The organism is Rhizobacter sp. Root1221, from assembly GCF_001425785.1.
Lineage (GTDB): Bacteria > Pseudomonadota > Gammaproteobacteria > Burkholderiales > Burkholderiaceae_C > Rhizobacter.
The window spans coordinates 80,175-98,657 of the sequence record NZ_LMDI01000045.1 but is presented as its reverse complement, the minus strand read 5'-3'; the positions used below and the strand labels follow the sequence as shown (position 1 = coordinate 98,657).

General features: G+C 69.4%; 17 protein-coding genes. 14 read left to right on the top strand and 3 right to left on the bottom strand.

Translation table 11 applies throughout. From position 1 onward, the window contains the following. Positions 1 to 1,074, top strand: coding sequence for a MupA/Atu3671 family FMN-dependent luciferase-like monooxygenase (locus tag ASC87_RS24675; RefSeq protein ID WP_056669061.1), 1,074 nt, complete (start codon positions 1 to 3; stop codon positions 1,072 to 1,074). Positions 1,075 to 1,100: 26 nt separating this feature from the next. On the opposite strand, the gene ASC87_RS24670 is transcribed toward ASC87_RS24675, so the two are convergent. Beyond that, positions 1,101 to 2,084 (bottom strand): aldo/keto reductase, encoded by a 984-nt coding sequence (locus ASC87_RS24670; RefSeq protein ID WP_056669553.1) that lies wholly within the window; start codon positions 2,082 to 2,084, stop codon positions 1,101 to 1,103. 531 nt (positions 2,085 to 2,615) lie between these two features. Then, a complete protein-coding gene (locus ASC87_RS24665; RefSeq protein WP_056669058.1) occupies positions 2,616 to 3,356 on the bottom strand; it encodes a hypothetical protein in 741 nt (246 codons plus the stop codon). Positions 3,357 to 3,469: 113 nt separating this feature from the next. On the opposite strand from ASC87_RS24665, the gene ASC87_RS24660 reads away from it, so the two are divergent. Beyond that, entirely contained in the window at positions 3,470 to 3,715 is a 246-nt protein-coding gene (locus ASC87_RS24660; RefSeq protein WP_056669055.1) for a hypothetical protein, read from the top strand. 4 nt (positions 3,716 to 3,719) lie between these two features. On the opposite strand, the gene ASC87_RS24655 is transcribed toward ASC87_RS24660, so the two are convergent. Further along, positions 3,720 to 4,406 carry a hypothetical protein gene (locus tag ASC87_RS24655; protein WP_056669052.1) on the bottom strand — a complete coding sequence of 229 codons (687 nt, stop codon included), beginning with the start codon at positions 4,404 to 4,406 and terminating at the stop codon, positions 3,720 to 3,722. Positions 4,407 to 4,739: 333 nt separating this feature from the next. On the opposite strand from ASC87_RS24655, the gene ASC87_RS24650 reads away from it, so the two are divergent. The 12 genes from ASC87_RS24650 (at position 4,740) to ASC87_RS24595 (ending at position 18,472) form a co-directional block, all read left to right on the top strand. Beyond that, on the top strand, positions 4,740 to 5,555 hold the full coding sequence (locus ASC87_RS24650) for a hypothetical protein (RefSeq protein ID WP_235582277.1): 816 nt from the start codon (positions 4,740 to 4,742) through the stop codon (positions 5,553 to 5,555). After that, a complete protein-coding gene (locus tag ASC87_RS24645; protein ID WP_056669047.1) occupies positions 5,556 to 6,083 on the top strand; it encodes an ATP/GTP-binding protein in 528 nt (175 codons plus the stop codon). Then, positions 6,080 to 6,475 carry a roadblock/LC7 domain-containing protein gene (locus ASC87_RS24640; protein WP_157604330.1) on the top strand — a complete coding sequence of 132 codons (396 nt, stop codon included), beginning with the start codon at positions 6,080 to 6,082 and terminating at the stop codon, positions 6,473 to 6,475. The genes ASC87_RS24645 and ASC87_RS24640 overlap by 4 nt, the downstream gene beginning before the upstream one ends. Next, positions 6,472 to 6,846, top strand: a complete 375-nt coding sequence (locus ASC87_RS24635; protein WP_056669040.1) for a hypothetical protein — start codon at positions 6,472 to 6,474, stop codon at positions 6,844 to 6,846. The genes ASC87_RS24640 and ASC87_RS24635 overlap by 4 nt, the downstream gene beginning before the upstream one ends. 89 nt (positions 6,847 to 6,935) lie before the next feature. Continuing rightward, complete coding sequence (locus ASC87_RS24630; RefSeq protein WP_056669037.1) at positions 6,936 to 7,295, top strand: hypothetical protein; 360 nt, start codon at positions 6,936 to 6,938, stop codon at positions 7,293 to 7,295. A 272-nt stretch (positions 7,296 to 7,567) separates the two neighbouring features. Beyond that, positions 7,568 to 8,146, top strand: a complete 579-nt coding sequence (gene tadA / locus ASC87_RS24625) for a tRNA adenosine(34) deaminase TadA (protein ID WP_056669034.1) — start codon at positions 7,568 to 7,570, stop codon at positions 8,144 to 8,146. Between the two features lie 17 nt (positions 8,147 to 8,163). Then, positions 8,164 to 9,153: an LD-carboxypeptidase gene (locus tag ASC87_RS24620; RefSeq protein ID WP_056669031.1), complete on the top strand. Its 990-nt coding sequence runs from the start codon at positions 8,164 to 8,166 to the stop codon at positions 9,151 to 9,153. Next, a complete protein-coding gene (locus ASC87_RS24615; protein ID WP_056669028.1) occupies positions 9,150 to 11,351 on the top strand; it encodes an ABC transporter substrate-binding protein in 2,202 nt (733 codons plus the stop codon). The genes ASC87_RS24620 and ASC87_RS24615 overlap by 4 nt, the downstream gene beginning before the upstream one ends. Positions 11,352 to 11,354: 3 nt before the next feature. Continuing rightward, positions 11,355 to 12,338, top strand: a complete 984-nt coding sequence (locus ASC87_RS24610) for an ABC transporter permease (RefSeq protein ID WP_056669025.1) — start codon at positions 11,355 to 11,357, stop codon at positions 12,336 to 12,338. Beyond that, entirely contained in the window at positions 12,335 to 13,762 is a 1,428-nt protein-coding gene (locus ASC87_RS24605) for an ABC transporter permease (protein WP_056669022.1), read from the top strand. The genes ASC87_RS24610 and ASC87_RS24605 overlap by 4 nt, the downstream gene beginning before the upstream one ends. Then, entirely contained in the window at positions 13,762 to 15,585 is a 1,824-nt protein-coding gene (locus ASC87_RS24600) for an ABC transporter ATP-binding protein (RefSeq protein WP_056669020.1), read from the top strand. The genes ASC87_RS24605 and ASC87_RS24600 overlap by 1 nt, the downstream gene beginning before the upstream one ends. Before the next feature lie 73 nt (positions 15,586 to 15,658). After that, positions 15,659 to 18,472 (top strand): TonB-dependent receptor domain-containing protein, encoded by a 2,814-nt coding sequence (locus ASC87_RS24595; protein ID WP_056669017.1) that lies wholly within the window; start codon positions 15,659 to 15,661, stop codon positions 18,470 to 18,472. Positions 18,473 to 18,483: the final 11 nt, after the last annotated feature.

The following is an 18,483-nucleotide window of genomic DNA, read 5'->3' as shown; positions in this document are numbered from 1 at the left end:
ATGGAATTGAGCCTCTTTTTCTTTGCGAACGACAGCACCCTGCCGCGGGGCGAAACGGGCGGCCGCTATCAGCTGTTGATGGAGGCAGCCCGGTTTGCCGACGCACACGGCTTCAGCGCGGTCTGGACCCCCGAGCGGCATTTCCATCCATTCGGCGGGCTTTACCCCAATCCGGCGGTGACCGGCGCGGCCATCGCTTCGGTCACGCGCCGCATCGGCATCCGGGCCGGCAGCGTGGTGGCGCCGCTGCAGGATCCGCTTCGCCTGGCGGAGGAGTGGTCGGTGGTCGACAACCTTTCCGATGGCCGGGCTGCCGTGTCGTTCGGTTCGGGCTGGCATCCACATGACTTCGTGCTGCGCCCGGATCACTACGCCGAACGGCATGCCATCACCGAGGCCACGATCGACACGGTGCGTCGACTGTGGCGCGGCGAGACGGTGCAGCGAATCAACGGCAGTGGCGCAGACGTTCCCGTGCGGGTGTATCCGCCGCCGGTCCAGCCGGAGCTTCCCATCTGGCTGACCAGCGCGGGCTCGGCGGACACGTTCCGGGCCGCCGGCCGCATGGGGACGGGTTTGCTGACGCATCTCGTCAAGCAGGGGGCCGATGTGCTCGCGGCGAACATTGCCGAGTACCGCGAGGCATTCGTGCCCCACGGCCCGGCCGTGGGGGCGCGGGGCCATGTCACCCTGATGGTCCATACCTTCGTGGGGCACGATGAAGGCGTGCTGGACGAGATCCGCGAGCCGATGCGCGAGTATGTGCGCGGCTCGCTCAGCCTGTTCAGCACCGGCAACACCGCACCGGCGCGCCCCGGTGGCCGCGAGGTGACGGAAGCCCAGCGGCAGCAAGTCATCGACCTGAGCGTCGAACGCTACTTCAAATCGCTGGGACTCTTCGGCAGCGTGGAAAGGGCCGTGCAGGCGGTCGAGCGCTTCCGCGCCATGGACATCGACGAACTCGCCTGCCTGATCGACTTCGGGGTGCCGACGGCGACGGCGCTGAAAGGCCTGGAGTCTCTCGAACTCGTGCGGCGACGGGTCAGCCGGTGTGGAGAAACCCGGCATGCCTGAACAGGCCGCCGCACGCGCGCGGCCATTCACCAGCGGTGATGCACCTCGGACCTGGCGAACCGGCGGTAGATGTCCTCGACGCCGGCCATCTGTGCCGGCGACAGTGGCGGGAGGTCGGCCGCGGCAAGGTTGTCCTCCACCTGCGAAGCCCGTCGGCCGCCTGGAATGGCGCAGGTCACCGCCGGGTTCATCGCGATCCAGCGCAACGCGAACTGCGGCAGCGACATGCCCGCCGGCACCAGCGGGCGCAGTGCTTCCACCGCCTCGAGGCCTCGTTCGTAATCGAGGCCCGAGAAGGTCTCGCCCTTGTCGAACGCAGCGCCGTCGCGGTTGAACTGGCGGTGGTCGTCGGCGCTGAACTGCGTGGTGCGGGTCATGCGCCCCGACAGCAGGCCCGACGACAGCGGCAGGCGCGCGAGGATGCCCACGCGGCGTTTGAGCGTCTGCTCGAACAGCAGTTCGGCCGGACGCTGGCGGAAGATGTTGTAGATGATCTGCACCGACTGCACCCCGGGGTACTCGATGGCCTTCAGCGCCTCCTCGACCTTCTCGACCGACACACCGTAGTGCCGCAGCTTGCCGGCCTGCACCAGGTCGTCGAGCACGCCGAACACCTCGGGGGTGTAGAACACCTCGGTGGGTGGGCAGTGCAGCTGCAACAGGTCCAGCGCCTCGACACCCAGGTTGCCGAGGCTGCGTTCGACGAAGGCGGTGAGGTTGTCGCGGTTGTAGCCACCGGCCACGTGGGGCGACAGCCGGCGGCCGGCCTTCGTGGCCACGTAGAACGGCTCGGTGCGCTCGCGGCGCAGGCGGGCGATGAGCCGCTCGCTGTGGCCGTCGCCATACACATCCGCGGTGTCGAAGAAGTTCACGCCGAGGTCGAGCGCGCGGTGGAGCGCCGCCATCGACTCGGTGTCGTCCACCTGGCCCCAGGTGCCGCCGATGGCCCATGCGCCGAAACTGATGGTCGAGATCTTCCAGCCGGTGCGGCCCAACTCACGGTATTCCACGGTGCTCTCCAAGGGGCGCTCACGGCGCGGGAGCCGCATCGTACGAACTTCGGCACCGATTGCCCAATGACATTCCCGCACGGCGCCATGCCAAACCCGGCATGGGAGAGGCAAGGACACCGGTCGTTGATACAGTGGGCACCGATTCCCCACCGCCACATGACCCGACACCCGCCCCATCGCCGCCTCGCCCGGGCCACGTCCAGCCCGGCCCGGAGGGCGTGCGGGTGAGGGCGGTGCTGGCGGGCGTGCCCGCGCCCGGTGCCGAACCGCCGTCGCTGCCGAAGTTCGCGGCACTGTCGCTGCTGTTGCACGTGCTGGTGGTGGTGTGGTTCGGCAGTGCCAGCGGTGACGGCGCCCGCGCGCCGGGTCGTACCGGCACGGTGTTCGGCCCGTTGACGGTGACGCTCGCGCCCCCGCCACCCCTCCCACCGCCACCGCCCGACCAGCCGGTGCCTGAAGACGACCCGGTTCCCGCTGCGCCGTTCGAGGAAGCGGCACCGCCGCCGCGACCCGCCACCTCGCGGGACGTCATCCACCTCCCGCCGCGCCGCGACTTGCCGGCCGCGCCCCGCATCCCGCCCGTGGACCGGAACCCCGCCCGCCGCGAACCGCAGCCGCCGGTGTTTGCCGCGTCGCAGCCGGTGCCCGTGCCGCCGCCTCCGGTGCCTGCGCCGCCACCGCCACCGCCACCGCCAGCACCAGCACCAGCACCAGCACCAGCACCAGTGCCAGTGCCAGTGCCAGTGCCAGTGCCAGTGCCAGTGCCAGTGCCAGTGCCAGTGCCAGTGCCAGTGCCAGTGCCAGTGCCACCGCCGCCCGTGCCCGTGCCGCCGCCCCCGGTGCCTGCGCCACCGCCGCCCGTGCCCGTGCCGCCGCCCCCGGTGCCTGCGCCGCCGCCGCCCGTGCCCGTGCCGCCGCCCCCGGTGCCTGCGCCACCGCCGCCCGTGCCCGTGCCACCGCCCCCGGTGCCTGCGCCACCGGTGCCTGCGCCGCCACCGCCTGTGCCCGTGCCGCCGCCTCCGGTGCCTGCGCCGCCACCGCCCGTGCCCGAGCCACCGCCCCCGGTGCCTGCGCCACCGCCGCCCGTGCCTGTGCCGCCGCCCCCGGTGCCTGCACCACCACCGCCTGCACCGGTGCCACCGCCTCCGGTGCCTGCACCACCACCGGCTGCGCCGGTGCCTCCTGCGCCCACACCGGCACCACCGGCACCCACGCCAGCGCCCGCGCCAACACCGGCATCGGCACCGGCACCGGCACCGGCACCGGCATCACCCGCCCCATCGCGGGCGCCCGCGCCCAGCGGGGGCCCCGCGGCAGGAGGTGTCGACCTGCGCGGCGGCCCTACGGGCGGGCCGGCGGCGGCACCATCGCCAGCCCCGGTGATGACCACACCACCGCTGAAGCTTGACCTGAATCCGGCGCGCGGCAACGGCCTGCCGTCGAACCCGGGCTCGCGGGGGGCGCTGAACCTGATGCCACCGCCGCCCGAACGCAAGTCGAAGCTGGCCGACGACATCCAGAAGGCCGGCAAGCCGGACTGCCGCAAGGCGCACGCGGACATGGGCGTGCTGGCCGTGATACCACTTGCCCAGTCAGCGCTGAGCAAGGACGGCGACTGCAAGTGGTGAGGGGTCAGCGGCGGCGTCGCGCCGCGGCCACCAGCGCCAAGCCGGCGAGGCCCATCCACACGGCGGGGGCCTCGGGCACCGGGGTGGCCAGGTCGAAGGTCACCGAGGTGGCCTCGAAGCTGATGGTCATCCCGGCGCGTGAATCGGCGAAGTACGTCTGCAGGCTGGGCAGGGCGTCCGGGTCGAGGTGCAGCGTGGACGCATCTAGGCCGGTGAACAGGCTGCCGGTGGGGCCGGTCAGCGTCAGGATGCCACCGCCGAAGCGCGGCCGGAAATCGGTCAGGAACTGCGCGGTCTGGGTGCCCGCCCCACCGCCGCCCAGCAGGATGAGGCTCGGAAAGTCGCTCGAGCCGGGAGGCGGGGAAGCCCGGTGGACGTCGAACTGCTCACCAAGCACCCGGAAGGTCATCGACAGGAACCCGCCGTGCCCGTTGAGGAAGTAGGCGAATGAACCGTCGTCGCCGCTCAGGTGGAATTCCGGATCCGGCACGTTCACCTCGAAGCTGCCGGTGATGGTTGCGCCGTCGTAGTCGTCGATGGGGCGGGGCGGCGGAAAGTTCAGCGGCAGGGGTTCGGCCGACGCGATGCCGGCGAATGTGCCACGCAGCACGATGGCTTGGGCAGGCCAGCACGTGCATGCGCTGGCGACGGCCAGCAACACCGTGCGCCATGGGAGGTGAAGGAAGGGCATGGCAGGTCTCCTGCGCGGGGATGAACCACGGTAGGCGGCGCGAGCGCCTTCTTCAACCAGAAACAGCGGCAACGCGCGATGCGCGTGGGCGTGCGCGACTTCCCGAAACGGCTCCAGCGCGTGCCTCATGAGCGCGTAACGAACGGGTAACGTGTGCGTAACGGATGCGTAACGGATGAATCAGTTTTCATCATCGAACCATCATGACGGACAGGGTGCGAGTGCCTAGCATCAGGCTCAATGAAAGGCGTACCTCAATCGATCTGTCACGGAGTGCCTTCGATGTCGTTCTCTTCAACCGCAAAGGTCTTTCCTTTGAACTCCGCAACGCGCTTGCCGGACAGTGCCCGGCCCGAATTGACGCTGCTGATCCAGAACGTGCCCGACACCGAACGCACGAAGGCCGCGGCCTTCCTGCGGGTGGGCAGCGATCGCCTGGAATGCGACTGGGCGCTGGTGTCGAGCGGCGATGTCGACGTGCTGCTGCACGGCGGCGACGGGCCCGACACCATACCGGGTCTGCTGGACGAGCCGGTGGCGACACTGCGCCTGGTCGATGCCTCGGAGAACACGCCCGCGAAGCGGAACGCGCTGGCGCGGCCGTTGCAGTTCGAGGACTTCATGAACGCGCTCGCGGCCGCGGAGGGCAAGATCATGGGGCCGGCCGTCAAGATGGCGCCCACGCCGGTTCCGCCGCGCGCACCGGTTGCCGTGGCGGCACTTGTCGCGGTGGCCGCCGTGGCGGCGCCCATCGCGGTCGCCGCACCCGTCGCGGTGAAGGCGCCAGCCGTGGCAGTCCAAGCGACATCATTCATGCTGGAGTCGCGTGGCGCCTACCGATTGCGCCGTTGGCCACCGAGCCGCCTGCTGCTGGGCCACCGATACCACGCGCGCCTCTCCGGTTTCATGTCAGTGCGCCATGTGGGGCTCGACGAACTGGCCCGCCTGAGCAATGTGAGCATCGCGGACTGCCAGTCTTTCCTCGTGGCACTGGGTACCGAGGGGCTGCTCGACGTCAAGGTCGTGCCGGCACCGGTGTCGCTGCCGTCACCGCCGCCTCGGGCCGCCGCCCCGTGCCCCGGGCAACGGCCCGAGATCGGCCTCTTCGGCAAGCTGCGACGCCGGCTTGGCCTGGACGCTTCCAAATAAATGAAACAGCACAAGATCGTCTTCACCGGCACACCGGGTGCGGGCAAGACCACCGCCATCGCCGCACTGAGTGACACACCACCGGTCACGACCGATGTGCGGAACACCGATGCCGCACTTGGAAAAGAGTTCACCACCGTGGGCATGGACTTCGGCCTGTGCAACCTCGGGGATGGGTGCAGCGTGCGCTTGTTCGGGACCCCCGGACAGCAGCGGTTCGAATTCATGTGGCGCATCGTGGCGACCGACGCCCTGGGTCTCGTGATCCTCATCGACAACTCCCGGCCGGATCCGCTGGCCGACCTGAACGTTTACCTCGAGGCGTACAAGGACATGTTGCCCACCATGAACTGTGCCGTCGGCGTTGGCCGCGTGCAGGAGTGCCCTGTTCCCACGCTCGACGACTTCGCCGACGTGCTCGACGCGCGCGGCCTCGTGCTGCCGGTGCTGCCCGTCGACGTGCGCCGGCGCGAGGACGTGCTGATGCTGGTGGACACGGTGCTGGCACAAGCGGAGGCCCGGGAATGAGCTCCCACACGATGCATGATGCCCGGTTGCTGGCCGACGCCCAGCGTGTCGCCGATGCCGTGCTGGCGGGCCTGGAGGGGCACGGTGTCGTTGTCGTGGCCACGATCGACGGCTTCGACCTGGCGGAGGCCGGCAGCCGGCCCGTCAATCGCGTGCGGCTCTCCGCGATGGTGAGTTCCATCGCGGCGCTCGGCGACGCGGCCAGCGTTGAAACCGGCATCGGCGCCACGCGCTGCCTCGTGGTCGAGTCGAGCGAGGGGCGGCTGGTCGTGCGCTGCATGCAGTCGCATGGCCAGGCGGTGGTTGTCGTCGTGCTGACCGATCGTTCCGTCTTGCTGGGCCTCGTCTGGAACCAGCTCGCATCCGCCGAACGACTTCTCCTTGTCGCATGAAATCCGAACCCGTTGCCCGGCGACTGAACGACCTGATGGATCAGCCCGGCATCACCGGTTGCGCACTGGTGGACACCGACACGGGCCTGATCTGGTTGTCCAGCGGCCAGGTGCCTGACGACCGCATCTGGGAGGCCGCCGTGAGCTACTGGCGCCTCCACCGCCGCCAGCATGCGGAGTTCGCCGGGCTCGGGCCACTCGGCGCCGCCGTGATGTACCACGAGCGCGGCGTGCTCGCGGTGCTGCCTTGCTGCAGCGATCCGGACATCCTGATGGTGTCCCTCGGCGAGCACCGGGGTGTGGACTGGCTCGCCTGGCAAAAACGCGTGCGCGAGTTCGGACGGTTCGTGCAGTTGCACGGGCGCTCCTGACGCAGAACCTGTTTTCCCTCGTCACCAGGCCGCTTCGGGATCACCCGAAACCGTGCCCGGTCTTCATTTCACTCACCCAAGGAAATACCATGGCTACCATCCGACAAACTCTCGATGAACTCCTTCTGGTCGACGGCGCCATGTGCGCAGCCGTTGTCGACTCCACGAGCGGCATGATGCTCGGCTCCGCGGGATCTGGCGTCGACATGGAAGTGGCTGCGGCCGGCAACACGGAAGTCGTGCGCGCCAAACTCAAGACCATGCGCGCCCTGGGCATCAACGATGTGATCGACGACATCCTGATCACGCTGGGCAAGCAGTACCACATCATCCGTCCGGTCTCCCGCAAGGAGGGCGTGTTCGTGTACTTCGTGCTCGACAAGTCGAAGTCGAACTTGGCGATGGCTCGCCGCAAGGCGCAGGATGTCGAGCGCGAACTGACGATCTGACCGTCTCTGCCCCAGCGGACCTCGGCCCACCGGGACGGTGGCGGCCCAGGTTCGCTTGCGTTCTTCATTGACCGGCACGCCGCACGACGAGCGCGGCCGCCACCGGTGCCCGACCCGCCGGCACCCACACCCCGGCCGGCTTTCCCCGCCTCGACCGGGTGCCGTCAGGCCGCAACCCCGGCTCCTGGGTTCGATCTCCATCCGATCCTCGGTGTGTCAGCGCGGCCGTCGCATAAAATCGGTCATTCTTCTCCCCGACACCCGCCGCACGCATGAGTTCCCCCGCCGACGAACACGCCATGCGCATTGCGCTTGACCAGGCCCAGAACGCCTGGCTCGTAGGCGAGGTGCCGGTGGGCGCCGTGATCATGCGGGCAGGCCAGGTGATCGCCACCGGCTACAACCGCCCCATCACCGAACACGACCCCACGGCCCACGCCGAGATCGTGGCTTTGCGCCACGCGGCCACGTTGCTGGGCAACTACCGGCTGCCGGAGTGCGAGCTGTACGTGACGCTCGAACCCTGTGCCATGTGTGCCATGGCCTTGATGCACGCCCGCTTCAAGCGCGTGGTGTTCGGTGCCACCGACCCCAAGACGGGCGCCGCCGGTTCGGTGGTCGACCTGTTCGGCGAGCCGCGGCTCAACCACCACACTCGGCTCGAAGGCGGTGTGCTGGCGCACGAGTGCGGCCAGGTGCTCCGCGATTTTTTTGCCGAGCGCCGCGAGCAGTACCGCCAGCGCCGCGCCGTGCCCACCCCCGAACCGGAGACCGTGCCCGGCACGGAGCCGGTGCCCGACATTCCCACCGGCGACGTGATCGAGGTCGACGCGATCTTGCCGCCCTACTGAGAAGCTGACTGCTCCCCATGACCTCGTTGACCCTGTTCACCCCGTCCGGCGTCGTGGCCAAGGCGGCACCGCTGCGGCTGGCCGCCAAACGCCTCAAGGGCTTCGGCTTCGACGTGTCCGTCGACGAATCGGCGCTGGCGAAACACCAGCGCTTTGCCGGTGACGACGACCTGCGCCTGGCCGCACTGCACCGCGTGGCCGCGCAGGCTCCGTCGGTCGCGCTGGCCACGCGCGGCGGGTACGGGCTCAGCCGCCTGCTCGACCGCCTCGACTGGAAGAAGCTCGTGCACGCGGCCGAACACGGCACACGCTGGGTGGGTTACAGCGACATGACCGCGTTGCAGCTGGGCCTGCTTGCGCACGGCAAGGCCGAATCGTGGGCCGGGCCGCTGGCCGTGAGCGACTTCGGCGGTGACACGCTCGATGAAGTCACCCCCGACTGTTTCGTCGAGGCCATGACGGGCGCGCTGGAGGCCGTGGGCTTTCGCACCGAAGACGGCTTCGACGGTGTCGAGGCCAAGGGCACGCTGTGGGGCGGCAACCTGTGCGTGCTGAACTCGCTGCTCGGCACACCCCACTGGCCCAAGGTCAAGGGTGGCATCCTGTTCCTCGAGGACGTCAACGAACACCCGTACCGCATCGAACGCAACCTGCTGCAGCTGCATCAGGCCGGGGTGCTCGATGCGCAGAAGGCCATCCTGCTGGGGTCGTTCACCGACTTCACGAAGTCGCCGCTCGACCGCGGCTACTCGCTCAAGACGGTGGTGGCGCACCTGCGTTCCCTCACGCGCACGCCCATCGTCACCGGGCTGCCGTACGGCCATGTGGCCACGAAGGTGTGCCTGCCGGTGGGGCGCAAGGCCTCGCTCGCCGTCCAGGGCCGCGACGCCTTCCTCGGCTGGGGCACGCCGCATGACCACGCGCACCACGGACACGACGACACGCATGGCCCCGACTGCGGCGATGGCTGCGGCCACGTTCCTTCAAACGGCAAGCGGGCGCGATGAACCCGCGCTGGCTGTGGGCAGTCTTGCTGGTGTGCCTGGCGGGCTGTGACAACAGCCCGCACCCGCAAGGGAGCGAGCGCACCAACACGCTGTTCATGGCCTTCCAGGAGCGCTCGCCGCGTTACCTGGACCCCACGGCGTCCTACGCCAACAACGAGACCCCCGTGGTCTACCACGTGCACGAACCGCTGTACGGGTACCACTACCTGAAGCGGCCGTACACGCTGGTGCCCAAGGCGGCCGCCGAGGTCGTGCAGCCGCACTACCTGGATGCCAAGGGCCAGCCACTGCCCGACGACGCACCTGGCGACCGGGTGGCCGAGAGCGTGTACGACATCCCCATCCGCCGCGGCGTGATGTACGCGCCGCACCCGGCCTTTGCCCGCGACGAACAAGGGCACTACCTCTACCACGCGCTGACGGCGAAGGACACCGAGGGCAAGCGTTCGCCGTTCGACTTCCCCCATACCGGCACCCGCGAGCTGGTCGCCGACGACTTCGTCTACGCGTTCAAGCGCCACGCCACGCCCCGCATCGAGGCGCCGGTGTTCGGCATCTTCGCGGAGTACGTGGTGGGGCTGAAGGCCTACGGCGAGCGCATCCGTGCCGAGGACAAGGCGCTGCGGGCCAACCTCGACCCGGCCGACCGCGACAAGCCGTTCCTTGATTTCCGGCGCTGGCCGCTCGACGGGGTGCAGGCGCTCGACCCGCACACGCTGCGCATCCGCATCAAGGGCAAGTACCCGCAGTGGAAGTACTGGCTCGCGATGACGTTCGCCGCGCCCATCCCGTGGGAGGCCGAGAAGTTCTATGCGCAGCCCGGCATGGCCCGCAACGGCATGGCGCTGTCGCGCTGGCCCGTGGGCACCGGCCCCTACATGCTGCGCGAGTACGAACAGGACCGCCGCCACGTGCTGGTGCGCAACCCGCTGTACCACCTCGACCCGTACCCGTGCGAGGGCGACGACGTGGACCGCGCCGCGGGCCTGCTGGCCGACTGCGGCAAACCCATGCCGTTCATCGACCGCGTCGAGTTCAATGTCGAGAAGGAGCGCGTGCCGCTGAAGTCCAAGTTCGCGCAGGGGTACATCGACGTGCCCGAGATCGAGCGGGTGGATTGGGGCGTGGAGTTCCTGGCCGACATGAACGACGCCGACGCCACCCGCGACCGCTTCGACGAACGTGGCTTCCGGTTCCCTCAGACGGTGGACCTCACCACTTGGTACATGGGCTTCAACATGCTCGACCCGGTGGTCGGCAAAGGCGACACGCCGGAGCGCGAGGCGAAAAACCGCAAACTGCGCCAGGCGCTGTCCATCGCGATGGATTGGGAGGAAGGGTACGGCCGCATCTTCCTGTACAAGGCTGGCGACGCGGCACATGGCCCGCTGCCCGCGGGCATCTTCGGCTCGCGCCATGGCACGGTGGAAGGGCACAACCCGGTCACCCACCACGTGGTGGACGGCAAGGTGCTGCGGCGCCCGGTCGAGGAGGCGCGCCGGCTGCTGGCCGAGGCCGGGTACCCGGACGGGCGCGACGCCCGAACGGGCCGGCCACTTGTGCTGAACTACGATTTCCAGCGCGCCCCCACCCCGGAGCTGAAGGCCGAACTCGACTGGACGGTCAAGCAGTTCGCGAAGGTGGGCGTGCAGCTCGAGATCCGTGCCACCGACTTCAACCAGTACCAGGAGAAAACCCTCAAGGGCAAGCACCAGATCTTCTTCGGCGGCTGGGTGGCCGACTACCCCGATGCCGAGAACTTCCTGTTCCTGCTCTACGGCCCCAACTCCAAATCAAAACACGAGGGCGAAAACGTGGCCAACTACGAAAGCGCCGGGTTCGACAAGCGCTTCCGGCAAATGCAGTTGCTCGACGACGGGCCCGAGAAGCAGCGGCTCATCGACGAGATGGTCACCATTGCCCGCGCCGACGCGCCGTGGATCTTCGGCTACCACCCCTTCGCCGCGGGCGCGTACGCCCCCTGGGTGCACAACGGCAAACCGGGGGTGATGGGCCGCGACGTGATCCGCTACCACCGCATCGACGCGGCCCTGCGCGCGCAGCGGCAGGCCGAATGGAACCGGCCGGTGACCTGGCCGCTGTGGGGCGGTGCGGCCGCCGGCCTCGTGCTCGTGGTGCTGGGCTGGCAGGCGTACCGCCGGCGCGAGGGCGCCGTGGCGCTCGCCGGGAAGGGCTGACCGATGGGCCGCTACCTGCTTCGCCGCACCTGGTACGGGCTGCTCGTGCTCATCGGGGTGAACCTGCTCACCTTCGCGCTGTTCTTCACCGTCAACACCCCCGACGACATGGCCCGCCTGAACATCGGTGGCAAACGGGTCACGCAGGACCAGATCGCCAAGTGGAAGGCCGAACGCGGCTACGACAAGCCGCTCTACTGGAACGACCGGGCCGAGGGGGCGGCGAAGGTCACGAACACGGTGTTCTGGGAACGGTCGGTGTCGCTCTTCGCGCTGCGCTTCGGCCGGTCGGATGCAAGCGGCGCCACCGACATCGGCCACGAGATCGGCGAGCGCATGGTGGTGAGCCTGCAGCTCGCGGTGCCGTTGTTCGTGCTGCAGGTGGTGGCCAGCGTGGCGTTCGCGCTCGTGCTCGTGTTCTTCAAGAACAGCCGCATCGACTTCTGGGGCGTGGTGCTGTGCGTGCTGATGCTGTCGGTCAGCAGCCTCTTCTACATCATCGTCGGGCAGTTCCTCTTCTCGCGTGTGATGCGGCTCGTGCCCATCTCGGGCTGGGCCCCGGGGCTCGATGCGGCGCGGTTCCTCGTGCTGCCGGTCGTCTTGTCGCTGCTGTCGCGCCTGGGAGGGGAAGGGCGCCTGTACCGGGCCATGTTCCTCGAGGAGATCGGCCGTGACTACGTGCGCACCGCCCGCGCGAAGGGGCTGGGCGAGGCCGTGGTGCTGGGCCGCCACGTGTTGCGCAATGCACTGATCCCCATCATCACCAGCGCCGGCAGCTACCTGCCCTACGTGTTCCTCGGCAGCCTCGTGTTCGAGAGCTTCTTCGGCATTCCGGGCCTGGGTGCGTACGTCATCGATGCCATCTCGGGCCAGGACTTTGCCATCGTGCGGTCGATGGTGTTCATCGGCTCGCTGCTCTACGTGGCCAGCTACGTGCTCATCGACGTGGCGTACACGTGGGTCGATCCGCGGGTGAGGCTGTCATGACGGGCGCGTGGCCGTTGTTCGTGCTGCTGTGGTCCGATGGGGTCGTGCTGCTGCTGGCCGTCGCGCTGATCGCCTACGGGTGGCGCGTGCGGGCCCACGCCAGCCGCCGCCGTGACTGGCTCAAGGTGTTCCGCCAGCCGGCGGCGCTGTGTTCGGCCGTGGTGCTGGGGGCGTTCCTCGCGGTGGCCGTGGCCGACAGCATTCACTTCCGGCGCGCGCTTCCCGCGGCCGGCGGCGCGGGATCGGTGCAGGCGTACGGCACGCAGGTGGAGTCGGTGCTCGACCTGGTGCTCGCGCCGCTGGCCCGCAGCCGCGAGGTGACGTACTCGGCCCCGCTGGCCGCGCGCGCGTTCGCCAAGGCCGCGCAAGGCACCGAGCGGGTGTTCCCGCGCCTGCTGCACGGTGGCGTGCACCTGGGCGACGACACCACCGAGCGGGTGCCCGACGTGGCGTGGCGGGCAGGGGCGGGCCTCGTGGCCGGCCTGGCCGTGTCGGCGGTGCTCTCGCTGGGCGTGTTTGCGGCGTTGCGCGGCCGCCAGGGGCTCGTGGCGGCCTGGCGTCACGACACCGAGGTGCCGTGGCGCGCCGCGCTGTGGACCGTGCTGGGGCTCGGCGCACTCGTGGGCCTGGTCACCGCGCTCGCGCCGCACTACCACCTGCTCGGCACCGACCGCACCGGGAACGATGTGCTGTTCCAGTCGCTCAAGAGCGTGCGCACCGCGTTCGTGATCGGCACCTTGTCCACCATCGCCACGCTGCCGCTGGCCGTGGGCCTGGGCATCGTCGCTGGCTACTTCCGGGGCTGGGTGGACGACGTGGTGCAGTACACCTACACCGTGCTTTCGTCGATCCCGAACGTGCTGCTGATCGCCGCGTGTGTGCTGATGATGCAGGTGTTCATCGACACCCACCCGGACCTGTTCGAGACCGGCGCCGAACGCGCCGACGTGCGGCTGTTCCTGCTGTGCGTGATCCTCGGCCTCACCGGTTGGGCCGGGCTGTGCCGGCTGCTGCGCGCCGAGACGCTGAAGCTGCGCGAACTCGAGTACGTGCAGGCGGCCACGGCGTTCGGCGTGGGCCCGTGGCGCATCATGGTGCGCCACGTGTTCCCGAACGTCGTGCACCTCGTCATCATCACCACCGTGCTCGATTTCTCGGCCCTCGTGCTGTACGAGGCGGTGCTGTCGTACGTGGGCGTCGGCGTCGACCCCACGATGAACAGCTTCGGCGGCATGATCAACCTCGCGCGCAGCGAGATGTCGCGCGACCCGGTGGTGTGGTGGTCGTTCGCCGCGGCGTTCGGGTTCATGGTGGGCCTGGTGCTGGTGGCCAACCTGTTCGCCGACGGCGTTCGTGACGCGTTCGACCCGCGGGCGCGGGTGTTTCGCGTGCGCCGCCCGGCGCCACCGAAGGAGGTGTCCTGATGGCCATCGAGGTCGATGACCTGCACGTCGAACTCGATGGCGACGCCGGCCTGGTGCGGGCCATCGAGGCGCTGCACCTGAGCCTGCGCCAGGGCGAGACGTTCGCACTGGTGGGGGAGTCCGGCTGCGGCAAGAGCATGACCGCCCTGGCGTTGATGCGGCTGCTGCCCGAGAACGGCCAGGTGACCCGGGGCAGCGTGACGCTGGGTGGTACGGAACTGCTGTCGTTGCCCGAATCGCGCATGCGGGCGGTGCGTGGCGGCCGCATCGGCATGATCTTCCAGGAGCCGGGCACCAGCCTCAACCCGGTCATGACCATCGGCGACCAGGTGGTGGAAAGCATCGAGGCCCACACGCCGCTGCGCGGCGATGCCGCGCGGGCCAAGGCGGTGTCGTGGTTGCACCGCGTAGGCATTCCCGAGCCGGCGCGCCGCGCGGCCGACTACCCGTTCCAGCTGAGCGGCGGCCAGAAGCAGCGGGTGATGATCGCGATGACACTCGCGGCCGAGCCCGACTTCCTGGTGGCCGACGAACCCACCACCGCACTCGACGTCACCATCCAGGCCCAGGTGCTCGACTTGCTGCGCAGCCTGCAGGAAGAGCAGGGCATGGGGCTGCTGCTGATCACTCACGACCTCGCGGTGGTGGCCGGCATGGCGCACCGCGTGGCACTGATGTACGCCGGCCAGATCGTGGAGGTGGCCGAATCGGCCGACTTCTTCCGCTCGCCGCAACACCCGTACGCCCACCTGCTGCTGCGGGCGCTGCCCGACGCACGCAAGCGGGGCGGCCGGCTCGCGGCCATCCCCGGCACGGTGCCGGCGCTGTCGGCCGCCTTCACGGGCTGTCGCTTCGCGCCGCGCTGCGACCGCGTGATGCCCGACTGCGCCCACGTCGCGCCGGTGCTGCTGCCGCTCCCACCTGATCGCCAGGTGCGTTGCCTGCTGTTTCGCGACGGGGCCGCGGCGGTGCTGCCGCCACCCACGCTCGCGCTGCCGCCGGTGCCGCCACCGCGCGCCGAGGCCGAACCCCTGCTGGAGGTGAGTGGCCTCACGGTGCGTTATGCGCCGCGCGGCGGCTGGTTGCGCCGGTCCGTCCCGACCGCTCCGGTGGTGGATGACGTGACGTTGTCCATCGGCGTGGGCCGCACGCTGGCGCTGGTGGGCGAGTCCGGCAGTGGCAAGACCACCACCGGCAAGGCCATCGTGCAGTTGCTGCGCGGCCAGGCCGAGGTGGCTGGCCGCGCCACGTTCGCCGGGCGCGACCTGTTCCAGCTGCAAGGGGCGGCGCTGCGGGAAGTGCGCGGGGCCATCCAGATCGTGTTCCAGGACCCGTTTTCGTCGCTGAACCCGAGGCTGCGGGTGCTGGACTTGCTGGAGGAGGGGCTGATCGCATTGCGTCCAGAACTCGACGCGGCGGCCCGGCGCGCGCGCATCGACGAGCTGCTCGAGCGGGTGGGCCTGCGGCCGGACTCGTTGTGGCGCTACCCGCACGAGTTCTCCGGCGGCCAGCGCCAGCGCATCGCCATCGCCCGCGCCCTGGCCGTGTCGCCCCGCCTGATCGTGTGTGACGAGCCCACGTCGGCCCTCGACGTGTCAGTGCAGGCCCAGATCCTGAACCTCTTGAGAGACCTGCAACACGAGCTTCGCGTTTCTTACTTGTTCATCACGCACAATATCGGCGTTGTCGAATACATCGCGGATCACATCGCGGTGATGCGGCAGGGACGAATCGAGGAGACAGGTCCGGCACAGGAGGTGCTTGCACACCCGCGTACGGACTACACGCGGCGCTTGCTTGCCGCCGTGCCCAGGGTCGCCTGATTCGGCAGGAGGCGGGGCCGGCGCGGCGGGTTTGGGGGCGCCGCACCCGCAGGGACAAGAACGAGAAGTACGCATGCAACCATCCGCCATCAGCCTTGCCGTGTTTGCCTTGTCCGCGGGCGTGGACGTGGCACACGCCCAGGAAACCACCCAGCTGCCCAAGGTCGAGGTGACGGGCAGCCACATCCCCCGCATCGAGGCCGAGCCGTCGGCCCCCACCGTCGTCATCACCCGCAAGGAGATCCAGGCCACCGGCCTGTCGTCGGTGAAGGAGGTGCTCGATACGCTGGTGGGTTCGAGCCAGCTGCAGACCGGCTCGAACCGCACGGTGTCGGACATGACAGGCTCCTACTCGTACGCCGCCGGCGGTTCGGCGGTGTCGCTGCGCCACCTGGGGCCACAGGCCACGCTCGTGCTGCTGAACTCGCGGCGGTTGTCGTCATTTGCGATGCACGACGACCCGGGCATGTTCACCGACCTGAACACCCTGCCGCTCGACGCGGTGGAGCGCATCGAGGTGCTGCGCAGCGGGGCGTCGGCCATCTACGGCTCGGACGCCATCGCCGGGGTCATCAACATCATCACGCGCAAGGACTTCCGCGGCGCCACGCTGCGCGCAAGCCAGGAGCGCTCCACCAATTCGAGCGACTTCCGTACCTCCACCGTGGGCCTGACGGCCGGCGTCGGCGACTGGGTGGAAGACCGCTTCAACGTGATGCTCAACGTCGAGCTCTACCGCCGGTCCGCCGTGTCGTGGGCCGACGTGCTGAACGACGTCAATCCCGAGTCCACGAAGTACGGGTTCGCGGTGGGTTCCCGTTCGCGCTGGAGCAACCCGGGCAACATCAACGGCGTGGCGCTCGCGGGGTGCGATCCGTCGGCCCTCGAGGGCCCCACCTGCACCTACGACAAGTACCAGCGGCTGGAAGCCCAGCCGGCAAGCGACCGCGGCAGCCTGTTCCTCACCGGGCGCCTGGCCATCCAGCCCGGTGTCGAGGGGTTTGCCGAGGCGCTGTACGGCCGCTCGAAGACGATGTACATCCTGCCCGACCCGGCGTACGACGTCGAGACGGTGATCCCGTGGTACGACCCGTCCACCGGGCAGCTCAAGCTCTTCCGCGGCCGGGGCCTGCCCGCGGGGCACCCGCTGAACTTCACCGGCCAGGATGAAGCGCCGCTCACGTACCGCTTCAGCGACGCCGACTCGCACATCCTCGTGGAATCGGTGGCCTACCGCGCGCTCGCCGGCCTGCGGGGCACCGAACGCGGCTACGACTGGCAAGGCGCGCTGGGCCTGACGGGCAGCACCGTGCGCTACGGCGCCCGCGGCGGCTACAGCGACAGCGGCTTCAAGAGCCTGATCGGCGACTACAACCTCGCCAACGACCCGCAGTTCTTCAACCGCGGCTACCACATCGGCGGCGGCAACAGCGCCGAGGTGCTGAACACGCTGTTCCCCAGGTACACCCAGACCGGCCACATGAAACAGGCCTTCCTGGACGGACGCGTGTCCGGCCCCATGGGCACCTTCCGTGGCCGCCCCATCGACGTGGCGGTGGGCTTCGACTTCCGGCACGAGTCACTCAACGTGGCGGCGTCCGACAACCTGGTCAACGGCGACATCGTGGGCTGGGGCATGGCGCAGACCCGGGGCAGCCGCAACTTCGGCTCGGTGTTCAGCGAGGCCAACGTGCCGCTCGCGGAGCACCTGGAACTGCAGGCCGCCGCGCGGGTGGACAAGTACCAGCAGTTCCGCGCCAACGTGTCACCGAAGCTCGGGCTGCGCTTCGAGGCGTCGCGCGCACTCCTGTTGCGCGGGCACGTGGAGTCGGGCTTCCGCGCGCCCAACCTGGTGGAGAGTTCCAATACCACGCTGTACTCGTTCGACTCCCCGGTGTCGGACCCGAAGCGCTGCGAGCAGGCCGCCCGCCTCGCGAGCGACCTCGCCACGCAGGCCGAGAACCCGGCGCTCACCGACGCCGCCCGCGCGGCGCTGGTCACCCGGGCCCTGGTGGTGCAGTCGCTGGAATGTGCCGGCAGCGTGCCGGCCATCCGCAACAGCAACCCGGGCCTGCAGCCCGAGAAGTCGCTGGGCAAGACCGTGGGCCTGGTGTTTTCGCCGAGCGAGCGGTTCCTGGTGGAGGCCGACTACTGGCGCATCGTGCGCCGCAACGAGATCGGCTCCTCGAGCGGGCAATCCCTCGTCAATGCCGAAGACACGCTGGCCGCGGGCCGCGTGACCCGCCTGCCGTTGCTGGGCGACCGGTCGTTCACGGCCGACGAACAGGCCGCCTACGGTGTCACCGCCGGGGCGCTGTCGGGCATCAACAGCCAATACGAAAACACCACGAAGACGGCGGCGGCCGGGGTGGACTTCGGCGTGCGCAGCCGCATGCCCACCGGCTGGGGCGTGGTCACCACGTCGCTGCAGGCCTCGTACCTGAGCGACTTCTACCAATACAGCACGTTCCGCGGCGGCTGGGGCGACAACCTCGCGGGCCGCTATGGCTACCCGCGCTGGCGTGCGCACCTGACCACCGGGCTCGACACCGGTGGGTTCCAGCACGCGCTGCGCCTGAACTTCACCGGCCGCACGAAACTGCAGGGCGACTTCTACGACGTGGGCTGGTCCGACCAGGATTGCCTGGACAGCGGCTGGAGCCTGGGCGACTGCCGCGTGCGCCGTTCGTTCACGCTTGACTATGCGCTCGGCTACACCGGCGTGCAGGACCTGACCATCTCGCTCAGCGTCCGCAACCTGCTCAACACCCGCCCGCCCGTGGACCAGCGGGCGTTCTACGAACTGGGCGGCTCGGCCATCCCGCAGAACCTGGCCGACGTGTACCGCCGCACCGTGCGCGTGTCGCTCGAGTACAAGTTCCTCTGAGTGACTGAGAC

Coding starts and splice junctions, on each gene's coding strand:
- ASC87_RS24675 (WP_056669061.1), top strand. CDS start 1: ATGGAATTGAGCCTCTTTTTCTTTGCGAACGACAGCACCCTGCCGCGG.
- ASC87_RS24665 (WP_056669058.1), bottom strand. CDS start 3,356: ATGCCGGTGCCGGTGCCGGTGCCGGTGCCGATGCCGGTGTTGGCGCGG.
- ASC87_RS24660 (WP_056669055.1), top strand. CDS start 3,470: ATGACCACACCACCGCTGAAGCTTGACCTGAATCCGGCGCGCGGCAAC.
- ASC87_RS24655 (WP_056669052.1), bottom strand. CDS start 4,406: ATGCCCTTCCTTCACCTCCCATGGCGCACGGTGTTGCTGGCCGTCGCC.
- ASC87_RS24645 (WP_056669047.1), top strand. CDS start 5,556: ATGAAACAGCACAAGATCGTCTTCACCGGCACACCGGGTGCGGGCAAG.
- ASC87_RS24640 (WP_157604330.1), top strand. CDS start 6,080: ATGAGCTCCCACACGATGCATGATGCCCGGTTGCTGGCCGACGCCCAG.
- ASC87_RS24635 (WP_056669040.1), top strand. CDS start 6,472: ATGAAATCCGAACCCGTTGCCCGGCGACTGAACGACCTGATGGATCAG.
- ASC87_RS24630 (WP_056669037.1), top strand. CDS start 6,936: ATGGCTACCATCCGACAAACTCTCGATGAACTCCTTCTGGTCGACGGC.
- tadA (WP_056669034.1), top strand. CDS start 7,568: ATGAGTTCCCCCGCCGACGAACACGCCATGCGCATTGCGCTTGACCAG.
- ASC87_RS24620 (WP_056669031.1), top strand. CDS start 8,164: ATGACCTCGTTGACCCTGTTCACCCCGTCCGGCGTCGTGGCCAAGGCG.
- ASC87_RS24615 (WP_056669028.1), top strand. CDS start 9,150: ATGAACCCGCGCTGGCTGTGGGCAGTCTTGCTGGTGTGCCTGGCGGGC.
- ASC87_RS24610 (WP_056669025.1), top strand. CDS start 11,355: ATGGGCCGCTACCTGCTTCGCCGCACCTGGTACGGGCTGCTCGTGCTC.
- ASC87_RS24605 (WP_056669022.1), top strand. CDS start 12,335: ATGACGGGCGCGTGGCCGTTGTTCGTGCTGCTGTGGTCCGATGGGGTC.
- ASC87_RS24600 (WP_056669020.1), top strand. CDS start 13,762: ATGGCCATCGAGGTCGATGACCTGCACGTCGAACTCGATGGCGACGCC.
- ASC87_RS24595 (WP_056669017.1), top strand. CDS start 15,659: ATGCAACCATCCGCCATCAGCCTTGCCGTGTTTGCCTTGTCCGCGGGC.